Origin of the sequence: Aeromonas enteropelogenes, from assembly GCF_020097295.1 — a bacterium.
GTDB classification, from domain to species: Bacteria; Pseudomonadota; Gammaproteobacteria; order Enterobacterales; family Aeromonadaceae; genus Aeromonas; species Aeromonas enteropelogenes.
Genome location: NZ_CP083625.1, coordinates 1,849,993 through 1,868,219 on the forward strand (window position 1 = coordinate 1,849,993; position 18,227 = coordinate 1,868,219).

Annotated in this window: 18 protein-coding genes; 7 read left to right on the forward strand and 11 right to left on the reverse strand. The window is 61.9% G+C overall.

From position 1 onward, the window contains the following. Positions 1-77: 77 nt before the first annotated feature. Positions 78-1,106, reverse strand: coding sequence for a 16S rRNA (guanine(1207)-N(2))-methyltransferase RsmC (gene rsmC, locus LA321_RS08740; protein WP_407929453.1), 1,029 nt, complete (start codon positions 1,104-1,106; stop codon positions 78-80). Between the two features lie 301 nt (positions 1,107-1,407). Between rsmC and dapA the strand changes: the two genes are divergently transcribed. Continuing rightward, complete coding sequence (gene dapA, locus LA321_RS08745) at positions 1,408-2,280, forward strand: 4-hydroxy-tetrahydrodipicolinate synthase (protein ID WP_042026733.1); 873 nt, start codon at positions 1,408-1,410, stop codon at positions 2,278-2,280. 74 nt (positions 2,281-2,354) lie between these two features. Here dapA and LA321_RS08750 read toward each other — a convergent pair whose 3' ends face one another. Further along, positions 2,355-3,320, reverse strand: coding sequence for a CYTH domain-containing protein (locus LA321_RS08750; protein WP_042070524.1), 966 nt, complete (start codon positions 3,318-3,320; stop codon positions 2,355-2,357). A gap of 169 nt (positions 3,321-3,489) precedes the next feature. Here LA321_RS08750 and LA321_RS08755 point away from each other — a divergent pair, with 169 nt between their 5' ends. Both LA321_RS08755 and LA321_RS08760 read left to right on the forward strand, forming a co-directional pair. After that, positions 3,490-4,170, forward strand: coding sequence for a TIGR00153 family protein (locus LA321_RS08755; RefSeq protein WP_026458279.1), 681 nt, complete (start codon positions 3,490-3,492; stop codon positions 4,168-4,170). Between the two features lie 25 nt (positions 4,171-4,195). After that, a complete protein-coding gene (locus tag LA321_RS08760) occupies positions 4,196-5,461 on the forward strand; it encodes an inorganic phosphate transporter (RefSeq protein ID WP_042026730.1) in 1,266 nt (421 codons plus the stop codon). Positions 5,462-5,540: 79 nt separating this feature from the next. Here LA321_RS08760 and LA321_RS08765 read toward each other — a convergent pair whose 3' ends face one another. Further along, positions 5,541-8,009, reverse strand: coding sequence for a bifunctional aspartate kinase/homoserine dehydrogenase II (locus LA321_RS08765; RefSeq protein ID WP_042070522.1), 2,469 nt, complete (start codon positions 8,007-8,009; stop codon positions 5,541-5,543). After that, a complete protein-coding gene (gene metB / locus LA321_RS08770) occupies positions 8,009-9,172 on the reverse strand; it encodes a cystathionine gamma-synthase (RefSeq protein WP_042070521.1) in 1,164 nt (387 codons plus the stop codon). The genes LA321_RS08765 and metB overlap by 1 nt, the downstream gene beginning before the upstream one ends. Before the next feature lie 205 nt (positions 9,173-9,377). On the opposite strand from metB, the gene metJ reads away from it, so the two are divergent. Next, positions 9,378-9,701: a met regulon transcriptional regulator MetJ gene (metJ, locus tag LA321_RS08775; protein WP_026457225.1), complete on the forward strand. Its 324-nt coding sequence runs from the start codon at positions 9,378-9,380 to the stop codon at positions 9,699-9,701. 243 nt (positions 9,702-9,944) lie between these two features. Then, positions 9,945-10,283: a tRNA-binding protein gene (locus LA321_RS08780; protein WP_042070520.1), complete on the forward strand. Its 339-nt coding sequence runs from the start codon at positions 9,945-9,947 to the stop codon at positions 10,281-10,283. Positions 10,284-10,345: 62 nt separating this feature from the next. On the opposite strand, the gene LA321_RS08785 is transcribed toward LA321_RS08780, so the two are convergent. The 3 genes from LA321_RS08785 to nudE form a co-directional block, all read right to left on the reverse strand. Further along, positions 10,346-11,617: an aromatic amino acid transport family protein gene (locus tag LA321_RS08785; RefSeq protein ID WP_042070518.1), complete on the reverse strand. Its 1,272-nt coding sequence runs from the start codon at positions 11,615-11,617 to the stop codon at positions 10,346-10,348. 402 nt (positions 11,618-12,019) lie between these two features. Then, positions 12,020-12,841 carry a 3'(2'),5'-bisphosphate nucleotidase CysQ gene (gene cysQ / locus LA321_RS08790; protein ID WP_042070517.1) on the reverse strand — a complete coding sequence of 274 codons (822 nt, stop codon included), beginning with the start codon at positions 12,839-12,841 and terminating at the stop codon, positions 12,020-12,022. 41 nt (positions 12,842-12,882) lie between these two features. Further along, complete coding sequence (gene nudE / locus LA321_RS08795; protein ID WP_026457221.1) at positions 12,883-13,491, reverse strand: ADP compounds hydrolase NudE; 609 nt, start codon at positions 13,489-13,491, stop codon at positions 12,883-12,885. 146 nt (positions 13,492-13,637) lie between these two features. On the opposite strand from nudE, the gene yrfG reads away from it, so the two are divergent. Next, complete coding sequence (yrfG, locus tag LA321_RS08800; protein WP_042070515.1) at positions 13,638-14,306, forward strand: GMP/IMP nucleotidase; 669 nt, start codon at positions 13,638-13,640, stop codon at positions 14,304-14,306. A gap of 82 nt (positions 14,307-14,388) precedes the next feature. Here the strand turns inward: yrfG and LA321_RS08805 are convergent, their stop codons facing one another. The 4 genes from LA321_RS08805 to LA321_RS08820 form a co-directional block, all read right to left on the reverse strand. Beyond that, entirely contained in the window at positions 14,389-14,601 is a 213-nt protein-coding gene (locus LA321_RS08805; protein WP_026458093.1) for a hypothetical protein, read from the reverse strand. Positions 14,602-14,723: 122 nt separating this feature from the next. Then, positions 14,724-15,059 (reverse strand): DUF1294 domain-containing protein, encoded by a 336-nt coding sequence (locus LA321_RS08810; protein WP_026458094.1) that lies wholly within the window; start codon positions 15,057-15,059, stop codon positions 14,724-14,726. Further along, the gene (locus LA321_RS08815) at positions 15,056-15,646 is read right to left on the reverse strand and encodes a sugar O-acetyltransferase (protein WP_042070513.1); all 591 of its coding nucleotides are present in this window, start codon (positions 15,644-15,646) and stop codon (positions 15,056-15,058) included. Before LA321_RS08815 ends, LA321_RS08810 begins: the two co-directional genes overlap by 4 nt. 77 nt (positions 15,647-15,723) lie before the next feature. Continuing rightward, on the reverse strand, positions 15,724-16,986 hold the full coding sequence (locus tag LA321_RS08820; RefSeq protein ID WP_042070512.1) for an MgtC/SapB family protein: 1,263 nt from the start codon (positions 16,984-16,986) through the stop codon (positions 15,724-15,726). 208 nt (positions 16,987-17,194) lie between these two features. On the opposite strand from LA321_RS08820, the gene LA321_RS08825 reads away from it, so the two are divergent. Further along, positions 17,195-18,193 (forward strand): sulfate ABC transporter substrate-binding protein, encoded by a 999-nt coding sequence (locus LA321_RS08825; protein ID WP_042070510.1) that lies wholly within the window; start codon positions 17,195-17,197, stop codon positions 18,191-18,193. Positions 18,194-18,227 lie beyond the last annotated feature (34 nt).

Genomic DNA, 18,227 nt, shown 5'->3' on the forward strand with positions numbered 1-18,227 from the left:
TTTTTGTTTCCATTCAAGTACCTTATCAGATCCCGTGCGACGCTCTCTAGCGCTTTCGGGACAAGACTTACACTTATTTACACTTTGCTCAGATAGACCTTGAATTTGGCATCACTACGCACTGTTTCGGTCTGCTTGAAGTGCGTATCCAGTATAGGCTGGTATCGCAGGAAGGCGTTGGCCACTATGGTCAGGCTGCCATGAGGGCGCAGATATTCTGGCGCCTTGGCGAGAAACGTCTCTGTAGCGGCGTAGAAGGTCTTGAGCCCGGCATGAAACGGGGGGTTTGAGACGATCCGGTCAAACTTGCCGCTGATGTCGGAGTAGACATCGGAAGCATGCACCTTGCCCTGCAGGCCGTTGATGGCCAGGGTACGGCGGCTCGATTCCAGTGCCAAGGCATTGATGTCAACCATGGTGACCTCAAGGCCGGGATTGCGCTTGGCCAGCACCGAGCCTATCACCCCGGCACCGCAGCCAAAATCGAGCAGCTCGCCGCCCATGGGGGGCAGGGCCGCCAGCAGCATCTGGCTGCCCAGATCCAGTCCGTCCGCACTGAATACCCCAGGCAGCGCCATCACAGTCAATTCGGTGTCACCCGCCTTGCACTCATAGCGGCTGAACCAGGCATCCAGTTCGAACGGGGCAACCGGCTTGCTGAGCTCTCCGTGATAGAGGGAACAGCGACGGGCCGAATCGCGCTTGATCGGCTTCTCGCCATAGGGAGCCAGCAGTTTGTCGGCACCATTGATGCCGCCGCGGTTCTCGCCGGCGAGAAACAGGTCGGCACCGGCCTCCAGCAGCGGTGTCATCATGGCTAGCAGATACTGGGCCTCGGCCTTGGCCTTGGGCATCAGCAGCAGCAGGGCATCGAAGCGGGGAGCGCCGCCCAGCTGGTGGTCGAACAGGATGGCATCCTTGAGCGCGCTTTGCTGGTTGCGGTAGTAGTAGTAATCCGTGGTGAAGACGGTCAGGGAGTCGGCCAGAGTGGCCAGCTGGCGGGGATAGTCATCCTCCAGGGCGCCGCACACCAGCAGCCGCTTGCCGACAAAGAGGGCTTGGTTTCGTTCCAGCATCTGGCTGACGGCACTATTTTTATGGCTGATGGCTCCAGCAGGGCTGCTCATCGGGTCTCTCCACGCAATTTTGGGCGGCCATTATACATAGCCGGTTTCGCCTTGACATTTTTGCCGTGTTCCCGAAATATGCCCAGACACCATTTTTTGACCAGAGATGATGAAATGCGGTTCAACGAGTTGAAACGAAAGCATAAAAAAAGCCTGAAATCCGGGCCTGCCGACGTTCGCGCGTAACCTCTCATCCCTGAGAACATTCAAACCCCGGTTGCGCACATCGTACCGGGGTTTTTTATTGCCATATGCGTGCCATTTAGGAGAAGGAGATCCCATGTTTCAAGGTTCAATCGTTGCCCTGATTACCCCGTTTCGACAGGGCAAGCTGGATGAAGAGGCGCTGCTGCGTCTGGTGGAGTGGCATGTCGAGCAGGGTACCCATGGCATAGTGCCGGTCGGGACCACAGGCGAGAGTCCGACCCTGACTCACGACGAACACTGCCGGGTAGTGGAGCTGGTGGTCAAGCAGGTGGCGGGGCGCATTCCGGTGATCGCCGGGGCCGGCTCCAACAACCCGGTCGAAGCGATCGAATACACCCTCCATGCTGAGCGGGTTGGGGCCGATGCCACCCTGCATGTGGCCGGTTATTACAACCGTCCCAATCAGGAAGGACTCTACCATCACTTCAAGGCAGTACATGATGCCACCGCCAAGCCCATCATCGTCTATAACATTCCGCCCCGCGCCATCGTCGATGTGCAACCGGCGACTCTGGCTCGCCTGGCCGAACTGCCGCGCATCGCCGGGGTGAAGGATGCCACCGGCGATCTGGCCCGCCCATGGGTCGAGCGTCAGCTGATCAAAAAGCCCTTTGCCTGGCTCTCCGGTGAAGATGCTACCGCGGTAGCCTACAACATAGGTGGCGGTCAGGGCTGTATCTCGGTAACTGCCAACGTGGCGCCCAAGCTGGTGGCCGAGGTGCAGAATCTGGCGCTGGCCGGCAAGTGGCAGGAGGCGCGCGAGCTGCAGGACAGGCTGATCCCGCTTCATCAGGCCATGTTTGCCGAGCCTAGCCCAGCCGGTGCCAAGTACGCCGCTTCCCTGCTCGGTTTTTGCAGCGAAGAGTGCCGCTTGCCGGTGATGCCGCTCTCTGAGGCCACTCGTGAGCGCATTCGCAGTGCCATGCAGCAGCTGAACCTGCTGTAAGTTATCGCAAACAGTCAGAACAAAACGGGTGAGCCTTGGCTCACCCGTTTTGTTTACAGGGCCTCAAGAGAAAGTCAGCGGGCTGTTTGATGCAACCAGGCCGCAATGGCCAGTTGCAGCGCCACATAATCCGGATGAAGGAAGAGGGCTGACAAGTCGGCGGGCCAGTGGTCGTTTTGCCGCTCATTTCTAGCAAGGTGTGCCTGAAGGCTTATGAGTTGGGGTTGCCATGGTGCCGTCACGCCGGTGGTGCGGCGCTCAATAAAGGCCACGCCTTCACACAAGGCGGTGAAGGCTTGCTGCTGCACCTCGTCATTTCCCCGGCTTTCCAGCCAGAGTTGCTCGTGATGTTGCCAGTGGCGCAGCCCTTCGCCGATGGCGGCAGAGTCACTCATGGCTTTGTCGTCTGTCAGAGCTTGCCGTGCCAGCGGCTTGCCAAGCCCCGCCAGCTGATAGCCACGCTGCGCCTTGGACTGGGCGCCGAGGCGTACGCCGCCGAGCTTGGCAAGACGCCCGGCCAGAGCAAACAGCGCGGCCGTGTCGCCGGATTTCAATTCCAGTTCCAGCTCGTCGATGCGGCTGCTACCCAGGCTGCCGGCGATTTCCCCCTGATCCCAGGCCAGCTCGATCTCGGCCCCGTCGAAGGCGATCAGCCAGTGGCGGCGCAGGAAATCGGTACGGAATTGGGCGAGCAACTGCTGCTGGATACGGTCACGCTCGGCCAGGGTGGGCCAGATGTCGTCGGGAAAGGCGTTGAGGGTGGGCAGATCGCCGTCGATGGGAGCGTTGTATTCGGGTCTGGCGTGCAGTCCGCCCACGACCTGGCCGCGGCACTTGATGGTTTGTTCGGCAAATTCATCGCAGCGGCGGATCCGCAATCCCATCTCGAGGCGGCGCAGGGCCAGATCTGGGGTATCGAAATAGACGTTGCCAAGGCGCTGCTGCGATGCCTCTTTAATATCCAATGAATTCATAAGGTTGGATAAGGCGGGCGCGACGTCATTGGCGACGAAAAACTTTATCTCGATCTCAGTTTGCATAGTCATTCCAGGCTGGGAGGCAACTTTGGGGGGCAGGAATCGGGTCGCGAGGATATAATGCCCGCGAGACAACTAGATTAATTCGCGGTTTTATTGAGGGCGCAGTTCGGTTAACATGCGCGCCTCATAAAATCGTATCGAGTGTTTTTTCACCGACACAGGTTTGGCCATGCCAGTAAATACTATTTTGGGGCTTTTTGCCAAGTCCCCCATCAAGCCGCTGCAGAAGCATATCGTCAAGGTTCACGTGTGCTGCGAGCAGCTCATTCCCTTCTTTGACGCCGTAGCCGAAGACCGTTGGGAAGATGCCGAGAAGATCCGGCAGCAGATCTCCCAGCTGGAAAAAGAGGCGGATATCCTCAAGCGTGAAATCCGTCTGAAACTGCCGCGCGGCCTGTTCCTGCCGGTTGCACGTACCGACCTGCTGGAACTGTTGACTCAGCAAGACAAGATTGCCAACCGTGCCAAGGACATCTCCGGCCGCATGCTTGGTCGTCGCATGGAATTCCCGGCCGAAATGCGGACGGATTTCATGGCCTATCTCAAACGTTGTATTGATGCGACCGCTCAGGCCGAGAAAGCGATCGGGGAGCTCGACGAGCTGCTCGAGACCGGCTTCAAGGGACGGGAAGTTGAAATGGTTGCCGAGATGATCCATCAGCTGGATCTGATCGAGGACGATACAGACACCATGCAGATCGGTCTGCGCCAACAGCTGCAAGCAGTTGAGCAGAACTACAATCCGATCGATGTGATGTTCCTTTACAAGATCCTCGAATGGGTAGGTGACCTGGCAGATCAGGCCGAGCGTGTAGGCGCCCGTCTGGAATTGATGCTGGCTCGTTCGTAATCCACTGACTGAGTAAACACAACTAATGGACATTATCGCGAATTACGGCACCACTCTGGTGCTCGTGGCGGCCTTGTTCGGCTTCTTGATGGCCTGGGGCATTGGTGCGAACGACGTGGCCAATGCCATGGGGACATCGGTTGGTACCAAATCCCTGACCATTCGTCAGGCGATCATCATCGCCATGATCTTCGAATTTGCCGGTGCCTATCTGGCCGGTGGTGAAGTGACCGCCACCATCCGCAACGGCATCATCGACAGCAATGCCTTTGCCGATAGCCCGGATCTGCTGGTGCTTGGCATGATCGCCTCCCTGCTGGCGGCGGGCGCCTGGCTGATCCTGGCCTCCTACTTCGGCTGGCCCGTCTCCACCACCCACTCCATCATCGGTGCCATCGTCGGCTTCGCCGTGGTGAGCATTGGCCCGGAGGCGGTACAGTGGAGCAAGTTTGGTGGCATTGTCGGCTCCTGGGTCGTAACCCCGGCCCTCTCCGGCGTCATCGCCTACTTCATGTTCATCAGCGTGCAGAAGCTTATCTTCAACACCGATGATCCCCTGAACAACGCCAAGCGCTATGTGCCGTTTTACATGTTCCTGACCTCCCTGGTGATCTGCCTGGTGACCATCAAGAAGGGCTTGACCCACGTCGGTCTGCACCTGACCAATGGGGAAGGGGTGCTGCTTTCAGTGGTCATCTCCATTGCGGTAGCGATCGCGGGCTGGGTCTACATTCGCGGCCAGAAATACAACCCGCAGGATGACAGCAAGATGCACTTCGCCAACGTGGAGAAGGTATTCGGCATCCTGATGGTGATCACCGCCTGTGCCATGGCCTTTGCCCACGGCTCCAACGACGTGGCCAACGCCATCGGCCCCTTGTCTGCGGTGGCGTCCATCGTGGCTTCCGGTGGCGAAATCGCCAGCCAGGCCTCCATCGCCTGGTGGATCCTGCCGCTCGGCGGCATCGGTATCGTGATCGGTCTGGCGACCATGGGCGAGAAGGTGATGGCGACTGTCGGTACCGGCATCACTCACCTGACCCCGAGCCGTGGTTTCGCCGCCCAGCTGGCGACCGCCGCGACCGTGGTGATCGCCTCCGGTACCGGTCTGCCCATCTCCACCACCCAGACTCTGGTGGGTGCCGTCATGGGTGTGGGTCTGGCGCGCGGTATCGCGGCGCTGAACCTGGGCGTACTGCGCAACATCGTGGTCTCCTGGGTCATCACCCTGCCGGCAGGTGCCATCCTGGCCATCGCCATCTTCTACGTGCTGCAAGCCTTCTTCTCTTAAGGAGCAGACTGCCAGCAAAAAGCCCGAGTCATCGACTCGGGCTTTTTTATTGCGCCATGGCTGGCTTGCATCTAGCGGTTCAGAGCGCCGCGCAGATCTGCCACAGATCGTACTGGATGGCGGCGGCCGTCACCTCGCGCCCCGCCCCCGGCCCCTGGATCACCAGCGGGTTGGTGCGGTAACTGTCGCTCTCGATGGCGAACACGTTGTCGCAGGGCAACAGGTTGGCGAACGGATGATGGGGTTCGAGGCTCTCGAGGCCAACTCGTGCCTTGCCGTCATGCTCGAAGCGGGCCACGTAACGCAGCACCTTGCCAAGGCGCCTGGCACCCTCGAAGGCGCTCTGGATCGGGCTGTCCAGCTCTTTCAGCCTGTCCATGAACTGATCCGTGCTCACCTTGCGCAGGGAGACGGGCACCAGGTTCTCCAGCTCGATGTCGGCGGAGTCGAGCTCGAAACCCGCCTCCCGCGCCAGAATAAGCAACTTGCGGCGCACATCCTGGCCGGAGAGATCCTCGCGGGGATCCGGCTCGGTCAGGCCGTGCTGCCATGCCTCGTCCACCAGCTCGGAGAAGGGGCGACTGCCGTCATACTGCTGGAACAGCCAGGAGAGGGTGCCGGAGAAGATGCCGGAGACCCCCTGGATGCGGTCGCCGCTCTGGCGCAGCATCTGGATGCTGGACTGGATCGGCAGCCCGGCGCCGACGGTGGCGTTGTAGCGCCACTGCACCTGATGATCGCGGCAGGTCTGCTTGATGCGCTGGTAGAACTCGCTGTCGGCGGCGCCGGCAAACTTGTTGGCGGCGATGATGTGAATGCCGAGCTGGGCAAAGTCCGGGTAGTAGCGGCTCACCGTCTCGCTGGCGGTCATGTCCAGCGCGATCAGGGTATCGAAGCCGTGCTGCTCCAGCTGGGCCAGCAGCTCGGGCCAGATCAGCGGCTTGGGATTGAAGTTGTCCTGCACCTTGAGGGGATCCAGCCCCTCTTCATCCAGCAGGCCCCCTTCCGAGCTGAACACCCCGTAGAGGGTGAGCGCCAGGTTCAGTTCATGCTCGAGCCGCGCCTTCTCGCGGGCATAGAGGTTGAGCCAGTGACCGCCGATGTTGCCCTTGCCGAACACCACCAGGCCGACCCGGTTCGGGCGGCTGAACAGGGCGCTGTGCAGGGCGATCAGCAGTGGCTCCAGCACCACCTGGCGCAGCACGGCCACCAGGCTCAGGCCATCTTTGGCCACCTGCACGAACTCCAGCGGCTGATCCGCCAGCAGCTGGTAGAAGCGGTGGCACTGTTCGGCGTTATCGGTGACGCCAGCCCCCACCAGCGCCACCAGGCTGTAGCCTTCGCGCTGGATGAGACCGGTGAAGCTGCCCTGCAGCTGGAAGTCGCGCAGCAGCTCGAACGCCCCCTGCGCCACCTCGAGGGTGTAGGCGAGGCGCAGGATCCGGCGATCCGGCTGGCGCTGCAGGGTGAGCGGGTTGAGGCGATGGCGGGCCAGATAAGCCTCGATGGTTGCCACTGTCTGCTCAAAATCAGTCTGCGGCAGCACCTTCAGCTCAATGAGAGCGATCTGATCCACCGAGGAGACGATGCGGGCGCCGCCGGAGCGCGGCGCCCGGCGCAGGATGTGGGTGCAGCCCTCGTCCGGGTTGTAGCTGCAGCGCAGAGTGAGCCGCTGGCGGCTGTCGGCCACCGGCTGCAGGGTGCGCGAATGCAGCACCGAGGAGCCGAGGCGGGCCAGCTCGTTGGCTTCGGCGAGGCTCAGGCGCTCCAGCAGGCGCGCCTCCTTGACCCGGCGCGGGTCGGCGCTGTAGACCCCGGCCACGTCGCTCCAGATGGTGGTGGATTCGCCGTCCGCCAGCAGGGCCAGCAGGCTGGCGCTGTAGTCGGAGCCGTTGCGACCGAGCAGCAGGGAACGTCCCTCCATGTCGGCGGCGATAAAGCCGGTCACCACGATGCGCCCGGCGTGTTCCGCCAGCCGCGCCTTGAGCAGTTCGCTGGACAGCGCGGTATCCACCTTGACCAGGGCACCATCCTCGGCGCGCAGGAAACTGCGGGCATCGAGCCAGATGGCCTTGTCGCCGCGACTGGTGAGCAGGGCCGCCAGCAGGCGCGCCGACCACACCTCGCCAAAGGCGAGCAGGCCGTTGCGCTCGAAGCGGTCAAACTGCCCCTCCAGGGTCTTGGCGATGAGCTGCATGTCGTCGGCCAGCTGCTGGCTCAGCTCGAGGTGCAATTCCCCCTCCAGCAGGCCGTCGATCAGGCTCTGCTGGTAGGCCTGCAGGGCCGAGATGGCCTCGCCGGCCGCTTCATCCCCGGCTTCGGCCAGCTCCACCAGCTGGATCAGCCGGTTGGTGGTCTTGCCGGCGGCGGAGACCACCACCAGCTCTCGCCCGCCCCCCTGCTGCTCGGCTTGTTGTTCGAGAATGCTGGCGACCCGGCGGTAACAGACCGGATCCGCCAGGCTGCTGCCACCGAATTTGTGGACGTGACGTCGCTTCAAGCCTGCTTCTGTTGCCACCGCGATCTCTCCTTGTTGCTGCTGTTCCATTACTTCGCCACCTGCTGTGCTTGTGCAAACGCCTGGGCCAGATCGGCCACCAGATCCTCACCGTGTTCGATACCGACCGACAGGCGCAGCAGCTGGCTGCTGATGCCTGCCGCCTGCTGGGCGGCCGGGGTCATGGCCCTGTGGGTCATGCTGGCCGGATGGGCCACCAGACTCTCCACCCCGCCGAGGGATTCGGCCACCGAGAAGAGGGTGAGGGCCGCCAGAAAGGCGCGAATGCCCGCCTCGCCGCAATCGAGCTCAAAACTTAGCATGGCGCCGAAACCGGACTGTTGACGGCGCGCAATATCGTGGCCCGGATGGCTCGGCAGGCTGGGGTGATAGATGCGTTTGACCAGCGGTTGCTGCTGCAGAAAGGCGAGGATGCGGTCGGTGTTCTCCTGATGGGCGCGCAACCTGGGGGCCAGGGTGCGCAGGCCGCGCAGGGTGAGGTAGGAGTCGAACGCCCCGGAGGTGAGCCCCAGACAGTTGGCCCACCACACCAGCGACTCGGCCAGCTCGGGCTCCTTGGCGATCGCCACCCCGCCCACCACGTCGGAGTGGCCGTTGATGTACTTGGTGGTGGAGTGCACCACCAGATCGGCCCCCAGCGCCAGCGGCTGTTGCAGCAGCGGCGAGAGGAAGGTGTTGTCCACCGCCACCTTGGCGCCCGCCGCGTGGGACGCCTCGGCGATGGCGGCGATGTCCACCACCCGCAGCAGCGGGTTGGAGGGAGTCTCCACCCATACCAGCGCAGGTTTTTGCGAGAGCGCCTCGGTCAGCGCCGTCTCGTCCCCCTGGTCGACGAACAGCACCTTGTAGTGACCCTTGGCCGCCAGGTACTCGAACAGGCGCCAGGTACCGCCGTAACAGTCGTGGGGGGCGATCAGCAGATCTCCTGCCTTGAGCAGGGCTGTGGTGACCAGGTGGACGGCACCCATGCCGGTGCCGGTGACCACGGCGCCGGCGCCCCCTTCCAGCGCCGCCAGCGCATCCGCCAGATTGGTGCGGGTCGGGTTGCCGGAGCGGGCATAATCGTATTGACGAGGCTCGCCGAAGTCGGCAAAGGTGTAGTTGCTGGAGAGGTAGATGGGTGGCACCACGGCACCGTGCTGCTGGTCTGTCTCAATCCCGGTGCGTACCGCCAGGGTGGCCTTGTGGGTCATATCACTCTCCTTGATGTCTCTTCGAACGCAGGCATCTTGCTGTTACGCGTTATCCCGCCATTGCTGGCCTATGGTGATTCACACTACGCGAGCAAGAAAAAGCCGTCAATAGCTCTAGACGTCTAAATGGCTTTGCTGTTGGATTGCCATTGATTTCCTTAAGGGTTAAAATCCGCCCTCACGGCCAAATGAGAACAGGTGAGTCATGGGAACAGAGTGGAACGGCGACTACGTCAGCCCCTACGCGGAACACGGTAAGAAGAGCGAACAGGTCAAGAAGATTACCGTCTCGATCCCGCTCAAGGTGCTGAAAGTACTGACCGATGAGCGCACCCGCCGTCAGGTGAACAACCTGCGTCATGCGACCAACAGCGAGCTGCTCTGTGAAGCTTTCCTGCATGCCTTCACCGGTCAGCCGCTGCCCTGCGACGACGATCTTCGCAAGGATCATCCGGACAGCGTGCCTGCCGAAGCGCGTGCCATCATGGAGGCGCTGGGCAAGGAAATCGAAGATTTCGACAAGGAATAACTCCTTTCAATGACGCGGCTGATGGCCGCGTCATTGCTATCTGCCATCCCCCATTGCCGCCTTCGCCGTTACCCGCGCACATTGGCTCTCGCCGCCACTCTTGTTGTCGCCTGACCGGCGCTCTCCTCTCTTGTGTTGCCCGGTGACCGACAGCCGTCACGAAGCGGCCGTTCGCCGAAGACAAGGGCTGGTGTTTCGGGGCATGCTGAGTCTCATGAGACATTGGCGGGACGAGGAGCCGGAATGCAGACCATAAGCTGGCAGGATTTCGAGATAGTGGAGTTGCGGGTGGGCACCCTGGTGCGGGTCGAACCCTTTCCCGAGGCGCGCAAGCCCGCCTACAAGGTGTGGGCGGATTTTGGTCCCGAGCTCGGCGTGCGCAAGAGCAGTGCCCAGATAACGGATCTCTACCAGCCAAAGGAACTGGTTGGCCGTCAGATCATCGCCGTGGTGAACTTCCCGACCAAACAGATTGGCCCCTTCCAGTCCGAATTTCTGCTGACCGGTTTCTACCGGGCGGATGGCGCCGTGGTGATGGCCATCCCGGAGCAGGCGGTGGAGAACGATGCCAGGCTGGGGTAAACCGGTGCGACACAGAGACAAAAGAGGCGACCCCGGGGTCGCCTCTTTCTCTTTGCATCCTGTTACTTCAGCAGGCTGAAGAGCAGTGCAGAAACCGCCAGGGAGCCGGTCAGCAGGATGAAGCCGTTGGTCCAAGGGTGACGGAAGCGTGCCAGCGACTTCACCTTGTAGATGGCCACTACCGGCATGATGAACAGGATCATGGCGATGACGGGGCCGGAGAGGGTCTCCATCAGGCCGAGGATACCCGGGTTGACCACGGCCGCACCCCAGATGGAGAAGAACATCAGGGCGATGCCCAGCTTGTCGGCCTTGGCCAGCGACAGGCCGGTGGGCTTGGCGATCAGGGTCTTGAGGCTCTCTCGCGCTCCCAGGAAGTGGCCGAGGAAGGAGGAGCTGATGGCGATGAAGGCGATGAGCGGCCCCAGGGTCACGATCACCGGGTTGTCGGTGATGTTGGCGAGATAGGAGAGCACGGAGACATTCTGGGCCTTGGCCTGCGCCAGCTGGGCCGGGGTGAGGCTCAGCACGCAGGAGAAGACGAAGAAGAGTACGAAGCTCACCAGCATGACGGTGGTGTTGCGCAGGATCTGGCCGCTCTTGGCCTCGGCCTGCTCGCCATATTCCCGGCGCTGCACGTTGGCAAAGCCCGAGATGGCGGCGGCATGACTGAAGGCGAATACGGTCACTGGCAGCGCCAGCCAGACGGTGTTGAGGAAGCTGCCGCCCTCAAACGCACTCATCTGTGGCCACTGCCACTGGGGGATCAGGTAGCAGGAGAGGGCTGCCAGTATGGCTGCCAGCGGGTAGACCATGAAGGCGAAGGCTCGCAGCATTGCCTTCTCCCCCGCCAGCATCACGGCGATCATGGCAAACACCAGCATGCCGGAGAGCATCACCCGATCCGGGGAGGCCATGCCGAGCTGGTTGACCATAAAGCTCTCCACCGTGTTGGTCAGTCCCACGCCGTAAATGAGCAGGATCGGGAAGATGGAGAGGAAGTAGAGCGTCGAGATGAGGCGGCCGGCCATCTTGCCGAAGTGCTCCTCGGCCACATCGGTGAAATCGGCGTGGGGGCGGGAAGAGGACAGCACGAAGCGCGCCAGCCCGCGGTGGGCCAGGAAGGTCATGGGGCCGGCCAGCACGGCGACTATGATCAGGGGCCAGATACCGCCCAGACCCAGGTTGATGGGCAGGAACAGGATGCCGGCACCGACGGCGGTACCAAACAGGCTGATGACCCAGTGGGTGTCGTGGCGGCGCCAGCTGCCGACGGTGACAGGAGTTGAGTGGGAACCGGAGAGCTCCCGGGATACCTCTGCAGATAAACTCATTGATAATTCACTTTTTGTTAGTGTTTTAATCTGAGCTTATTGTGGTTTATCGGGATTTAATTCTCAAAGAGCAGGGGTGAAACATATCACTACCATAATGGGCGAAAGCCAGTGAAATTGGGAATAGAATCGGGTTCGCGAAATTGAGTAAAACTGGAAATGTAAAAAATATCGGTATATAAACCCGATTTTTCATTCATAATTAATTTTTTGTCTCGGCTAACTGAGTGTTTTCAGAATTACATGAAAATCATGCCGATACTCCGGATTCGGTTGTGATGATTCACTATCATTCTCACCATTTACCAGAGGATATCCCTACCCATTGTCGATATAGTCAGCGGATCACACCAAGCAAAGAGGCGGCCTGGTAGCCGCCTTTTTGCGCTGTCCGATGACATATCAACCAGGCTGCTGAACCAGGATCTTGTTCCAGGCGAGATCCGGATCCCCCATCACGATGAAGTCAGGGTTCTCCAGCGACTCCGTCTCGTTGTAACTGAGCGGTTGCAGCGTCAGGCTGAGGATGCGGCCACCGGCCGCCTCGACGATGCACTGGGCAGCAGCAGTATCCCACTCGCCGGTGGGACCGAGCCGCACGTAGCAATCGGCCGCCCCCTCCGCCACCAGGCAGGATTTGAGGGAGCTGGAGCCGAGCGGGATCAACTCGTAGTTGATGGCCGGGTTGAGGCGACGGGTCAGGTTTTCCAGTCTCTGGCGACGGCTGATGGCCACCACCAGCGAGTCGGGCTGATTGTGCTCGTGGTGCATGGCGCTGATGGGATGTACTTCGCCATTAACCTCCTTGAAGGCGCCATGGCCGCGTATCGCCCAGTAGAGCACGTCGGACTCGGGGGCATAGATGACGCCGAGCACGGGCACATTATCCCGTACCAGGGCGATCAAGGTGGCGAAGTCGCCGCTACCGGCGATGAACTCGCCGGTGCCGTCGAGGGGATCCACCAGCCAGTATTGCCGCCAGTTGGATCTCAGGCTGAAGGGGATGTCGGCGGCCTCCTCGGTCAGCACAGGCACATGGGGAGTGAGCGCCGACAGCGCCTGTTTGAGGTAGGCATCGGCAGCAAGGTCGGCACTGGTGACCGGGGTCGCATCCTCCTTCAGCTGACGCTCGAACTGACCGCCGTGATAGATTTCGTGAAGGATCCGCCCCGCTTCGCGGGCGATCTCCTTGACCCCTGGCACCCAGGCCAACAACTCCTGCATTTCGTTATCCTCTGTCTTTATTGCCGATGCCCGCGAGCGGGCTAGTTTTCCTGCTCCGCCAGCCACTTGCGGGCCAGCAGCAGGGCGCAGATGCTGCGCGACTCGGTAAAGTCGGGGCGCGCCAGCAAATCGTCGATCCGGTTCAGCGGCCAGGGGATCACCTCGAGAGGCTCGGGCTCATCGCCGATCCTCTGCTCGGGGAAGAGATCCCGGGCCAGCAGTATCTCCATCCGGCTGGAGAAGTAGCCCGGTGCCAGCGACACCTGTTTGAGGGGGATCAGGGTGCGGGCACCAAAGCCAGCCTCCTCCATCAATTCGCGGTTGCCCGCCTCCAGGGCGTCTTCGCCGGGGTCGATCAACCCCTTGGGAAAGCCGAGCTCGTAAGAGTGAGTGCCCGCCGCGTATTCGCGCACCAGCAGCAGGGTGTGGGCATCGAACAAGGGCACCACCATGACGGCACCCCGGTTGCCGCCGCGCATCCGCTCGTAGATCCGTTCTTCGCCATTGGTGAATTTCAGGTGCAGGGACTCCACCTTGAACAGGCGACTCTCGGCCACCAGCTCGGCCTTGAGGATCTCCGGCTTGGGTTTGTCGTGGTCCAGGATCTCGACACGGATGTGTTCGGGTTTGTTCTTGTGGTGGTTGCTCATCGACCGCGGGCTGCTCGTTAAAAAATCGTGCTTCAAGAGTAAACGACTCCCACCCCGAACACCACGGGACAAGGGCGCGAAAGGGGATGGAAAAATCGTTATACTGCCCCCCGGTTTTTTTCATGACGCTTGCTTCAGGAGACCCCATGCCGACCCGACTGCCCTGGCACCAGATAGATACCGTTCTGCTCGATATGGATGGCACCCTGATCGATCTGCATTTCGACAACCACCTGTGGCAGCAGCTGGTCCCCGAGCGCTACGCCGAGCAGCACGGCTTGCCGCTGGCCGAGGCCAGGGCGCGGATAGACGCGCACTACCACGCCGTCAACGGCACTCTCAATTGGTACTGTGTCGATTACTGGAGCCAGACCCTGGGGCTGGATATTCGCGCCCTCAAGCAGGAGATCCTGGAGAAGATCCAGTGGCGGCCCCACGCCATCCCCTTTCTGGCCGAGCTGCGGGCGGCGGGCAAAAAGCTGGTGCTGTTTACCAACGCCCATCCGGCCAGCCTGTCGGTCAAGGATGCGCGGCTCGGATTGGGGGAACATCTGGATCAGCTGGTGAGCACCCATGAGCTGGGCTGGTCGAAGGAGAGTCAGCACTGCTGGCAGGCGCTGGCGCAGCGGCTGGCGTTCGATCCGGCCCGCACTCTGTTTGTCGATGACAGCGAGCGGATCCTGCGCGCCGCCGCCGACTACGGTATCGGTTTTCAGCTCGCCATCCAGAATCCGGACAGCCGCCAGCCCGAACAGCAGATCACCGCTTTCCCGGCGATCCGGGATTACGCCGAGCTGTTGCCTCTGGCAGTCTGAGCGGACTAAACCGCTGGCTTAAAACGACAGAGGGCTGCATGGTGCAGCCCTCTGTGTTTGGGAGACGGATGGGGAGAGTGTTTCACAGCTCCTTGAACGGGCGGCGCTTCTCCTCTTCGATGACGATGGCCTCCAGGTTGGCCACCCGCTCCTGCAGCTCCCTGATGACCTGATCCTGCTTGCCGAGGCGATCCGTGATGCGGGCATCCCCCATCTGGTAGCGGGCCCGCTTGCCGAGATAGCCAAACAGCACGCTGATAAACACGATCAGGACTATGCCTGTCCACATGGTCATGTCACGACTCCTTGTCGTCATTAACGGCGATCACTGAATGGGATCACTCCGTTTTCTCACAGTCACCGGTCCGTCGCAACGGGGCGCAGAGTTCCTTTGTGATGGCGGTTGCAATAGATGCGTTATTGCCAAAGTGGCCTGCCGATCCATAGCCCCCACAGGGTGATGTGCAGCAGCACGATAAACCAGAACACCAGCCGGTAGCTGCGCTTTTGGGTCTTGTGACGCAGCCACTGGCGGGCCACCAGGGCACCGGGCCAGCCACCGCACAGCTCCAGCAGATGGAGGCGGGATTCGGGAATGCGCCACTCGCCGCGCACCGCCTGGCGCTTGTCCCAGGCGTAAGCGGCCACGGTCAGCATACTCATTACCAGCAGCACCGCCAGCGGCCACCACTGTTGGCCGTCGAGACCGAGCCACAGGGCCGAGCCGAGCGGCAGCAGGGCCAGCGCCATCATTGGGTCAGCTCCCGGTAGCGATCTTCGTCCTGCTCGAGGGAGCGGATCACCCGGGCCGGGTTGCCCACGGCCACCGAGTCGGCCGGAATGTCGCGGGTCACCACGGCGCCGGCCCCTATGATGGAGCGGGGTCCTATGGTGACGCCGGGGCAGATGATGGCACCGCCACCGATCCAGCAGTCATCGCCAATGTGTACCGGCTTGTTGTAGGCGGTCCAGTTGCGCCGCTCCAGGTAGTTCATGGTGTGGGTGGCGGTGTAGATCTGCACGTTGGGGGCCAGCAGCACATGGCTGCCGATATGCACTTCACCCACGTCGAGTATGGTGACGTTGAAATTGAAGAAGGTCTTTTCGCCGATGTGGATATTGCGGCCGAATTCACAGGTGAAGGGAGTGCTGATCCAGCAGGAGTCGGGGCAGTGACCGAACAGCTCGCGGCACAATCGCTGTCGCAGGGCCTCGTCGCCGGCCGAAGAGGCGTTGAGCTCGGCCAGCAGCGCCTGACCACGGATCCGGTCGTTCGCTATCTCCTGGCTCTGGCTGTCGAGGGCGCCCCCCGCCAGAACCTTGTCCCAGTCGCTTGCCATGTTTACCTCCACAATATGCAAGAGAGGCCAGTATACGTGACCGGCGCTGGGGCGTCAGGCTGTCACTTGCTGCAAGATCAGGTGCCGGGCCAGATGAGCGGCAGGACCAGCAGGGCCGAAATGAAGTAGGGGAGCAGCACCCGCAGTCCCAGCCTGCGACCGCCGATGCCAAGTGCCAGCAGCCCCTTTACCAGCGAGTTGACCAGCCCGGCGAGCAGGATGCCGCGGGCTGCCACCTCCAGCGCCAGCTCCTTGTGGGAGAGCTGGGAGAGGGAGAGGGTGATGGCGTCCACGTCGGTGATCCCCGAGACCAGTGCCAACAGATAGACCCCGGAGTTGCCCACCTTGCTCTGCAGGAAAGTAGCCATGAAGCCGATGAGCGCCAGCAGCAGGCCGAACTTGATGGCGGTGGCGAGATCCAGCGGGTTGCTGGTCTGGGGCTGCACCGGGCCGTCGGTCAGCTCTTCGCGCTGGCGCCAGAACCAGAACGCAAAGCCGTAGACGGTGACCGCCAGCAGCAGCAAGGGGGCGGCGAGGCGCATCGCCAGCTCGTTGTGGATCAGCAGCACCAGCACCAGCAACCGCAGCCACATGGTGGCCCCCGCCAGCAAAATGCCGGTAGCCAGCAGCCGCTCCAGCCCGCCCTGCTCCTTGTTGAGGCGGGCAAACTGCAGGGTGAGGGCGGTGGAGGAGGCGAGCCCTGCCAGCATGCTGGTGAGCACCAGCCCGGCGCGGGTACCGAGCAGGCGCACCGCGAAGTGGCCGCAAAACGAGATGCCCGCGATGATCACCACCATCAGCCAGATCTTGAAGGGGTTGAATGCATCGAGCGGCCCTATCTCCTCGTTGGGCAGCACCGGCAGCAGTACCAGGGTGATGAGCAAAAAGCGCAGGGTGGCGTGAAATTCGGTCTCGCTCAAAAACAGCATGCCCTGCTGGATCTTGCCCTTGAGCCCCATCAGCAGGGCCGCCAGTACGGCGCAGGCCACCGCCTCGCTCGGGCTCAGCAGCACCGACATCAGCCCCAGCAGATAGGTGAGCAGCATGGCTGCCGAGCTGGTGAGGCCGAACTCTCCCTGCCAGCGCTGGGCCAGCCAGACCGAGAGGCCGCAGCCAATCACCACCGCCAGCAGGCCAAGCAGCGGCAGCCAGGGGCCAAGGGTCGGCAGCAGCAGGGCACAGACCCCGCCGAGCAGGCCGATGAGGCCGTAGGTCCGCATCCCGGCGATGCGCTGGTTGTCCCCCAGCTGGCGCACCTGCCAGCCGCGCTCCAGCCCGATGATAAGACCGATGGCCAGCGACACCAGGGCGCCATTGACCGGTTCTGCATTGATCCACATAACGACCTCCTTTTCGCCCTGTGTCTGCCTTGCTCCCATGATGGCACAGCCGGCTGACGGGCAGAGGGGTCTGGCTCACAGAGTGTACGAATGACGCCCTTTGGGGGATTTATATGAGTAAAAGAGATAAGCAAAGCGTTATTTCTTTCTTCTTGGCATAACTGCTTCGCGGCATGCTGCCCTTAACCCAACGATAAGGAGCATCACCATGACACTGCGAACGACCGCCCTGACAATCTTCTCTCTGCTGGCCTTCCAGGCGGGGGCCGCCGAGATCCGCCTGCTCAACGTTTCCTACGATCCGACCCGCGAGCTGTTTCAGGAGTACAACGCCGCCTTCGCCAAAGAGTGGAAGGCGAAAACCGGTGACGACGTGGTGGTGAGTCAGTCCCACGGTGGTTCCGGCAAGCAGGCCCGCGCCGTGGTGGACGGACTGGAAGCGGACGTCGTCTCGCTGGCACTGGCCTATGACGTCGATGCCATTGCCAAGACGGGGCTGATCGCCACCGACTGGCAGAGCCGCCTGGCCAACAACGCCGCCCCCTACACCTCCACCATCGTCTTCCTGGTGCGCAAGGGCAATCCCAAGCAGATCAAGGATTGGGGGGATCTGGTGCGCAAGGATGTGGCCATCGTCACCCCCAATCCCAAGACTTCCGGCGGGGCGCGCTGGAACTATCTGGCCGCCTGGGGCTATGCCCTGAAGCAGAGCGGCAGTGAAGAGGGGGCCAGGCAGTTCGTCGGCGATCTCTTCAAAAATGTGAAAGTGCTGGACTCCGGCGCCCGTGGCGCTACCACCAGCTTTATCGAACGGGGTCTTGGCGACGTGCTGCTGGCGTGGGAGAACGAAGCCCTGCTGGTGCTCGGCCAGGCCGGCAACCGCGACAAGTTCGAGCTGGTGGTGCCGTCGGTCTCCATCCTGGCCGAGCCACCGGTGGCGGTGGTGGACAAGGTGGCCAAGAAGCACGGCACAGAGGCGGTGGCCAAGGGCTACCTGAAGTACCTCTACTCCGACGAGGGGCAGCGGATCATCGCCAAGTATCACTATCGCCCCAGCAATCCGGCGATCCTCAAGGAGACGGCTGCCCAGTTCCCGAAACTGACCCTGTTTACCGTCAAGGAGCTGGAAGGGGATTGGAACAAGGCCCAGCAGAAGCACTTCGCCCAGGGTGGCCTGTTCGACCAGATCTACCAGCCGGGCCGCTGAGCTGCGCGTCCCCCATCACTCACTGGCCAGCGCG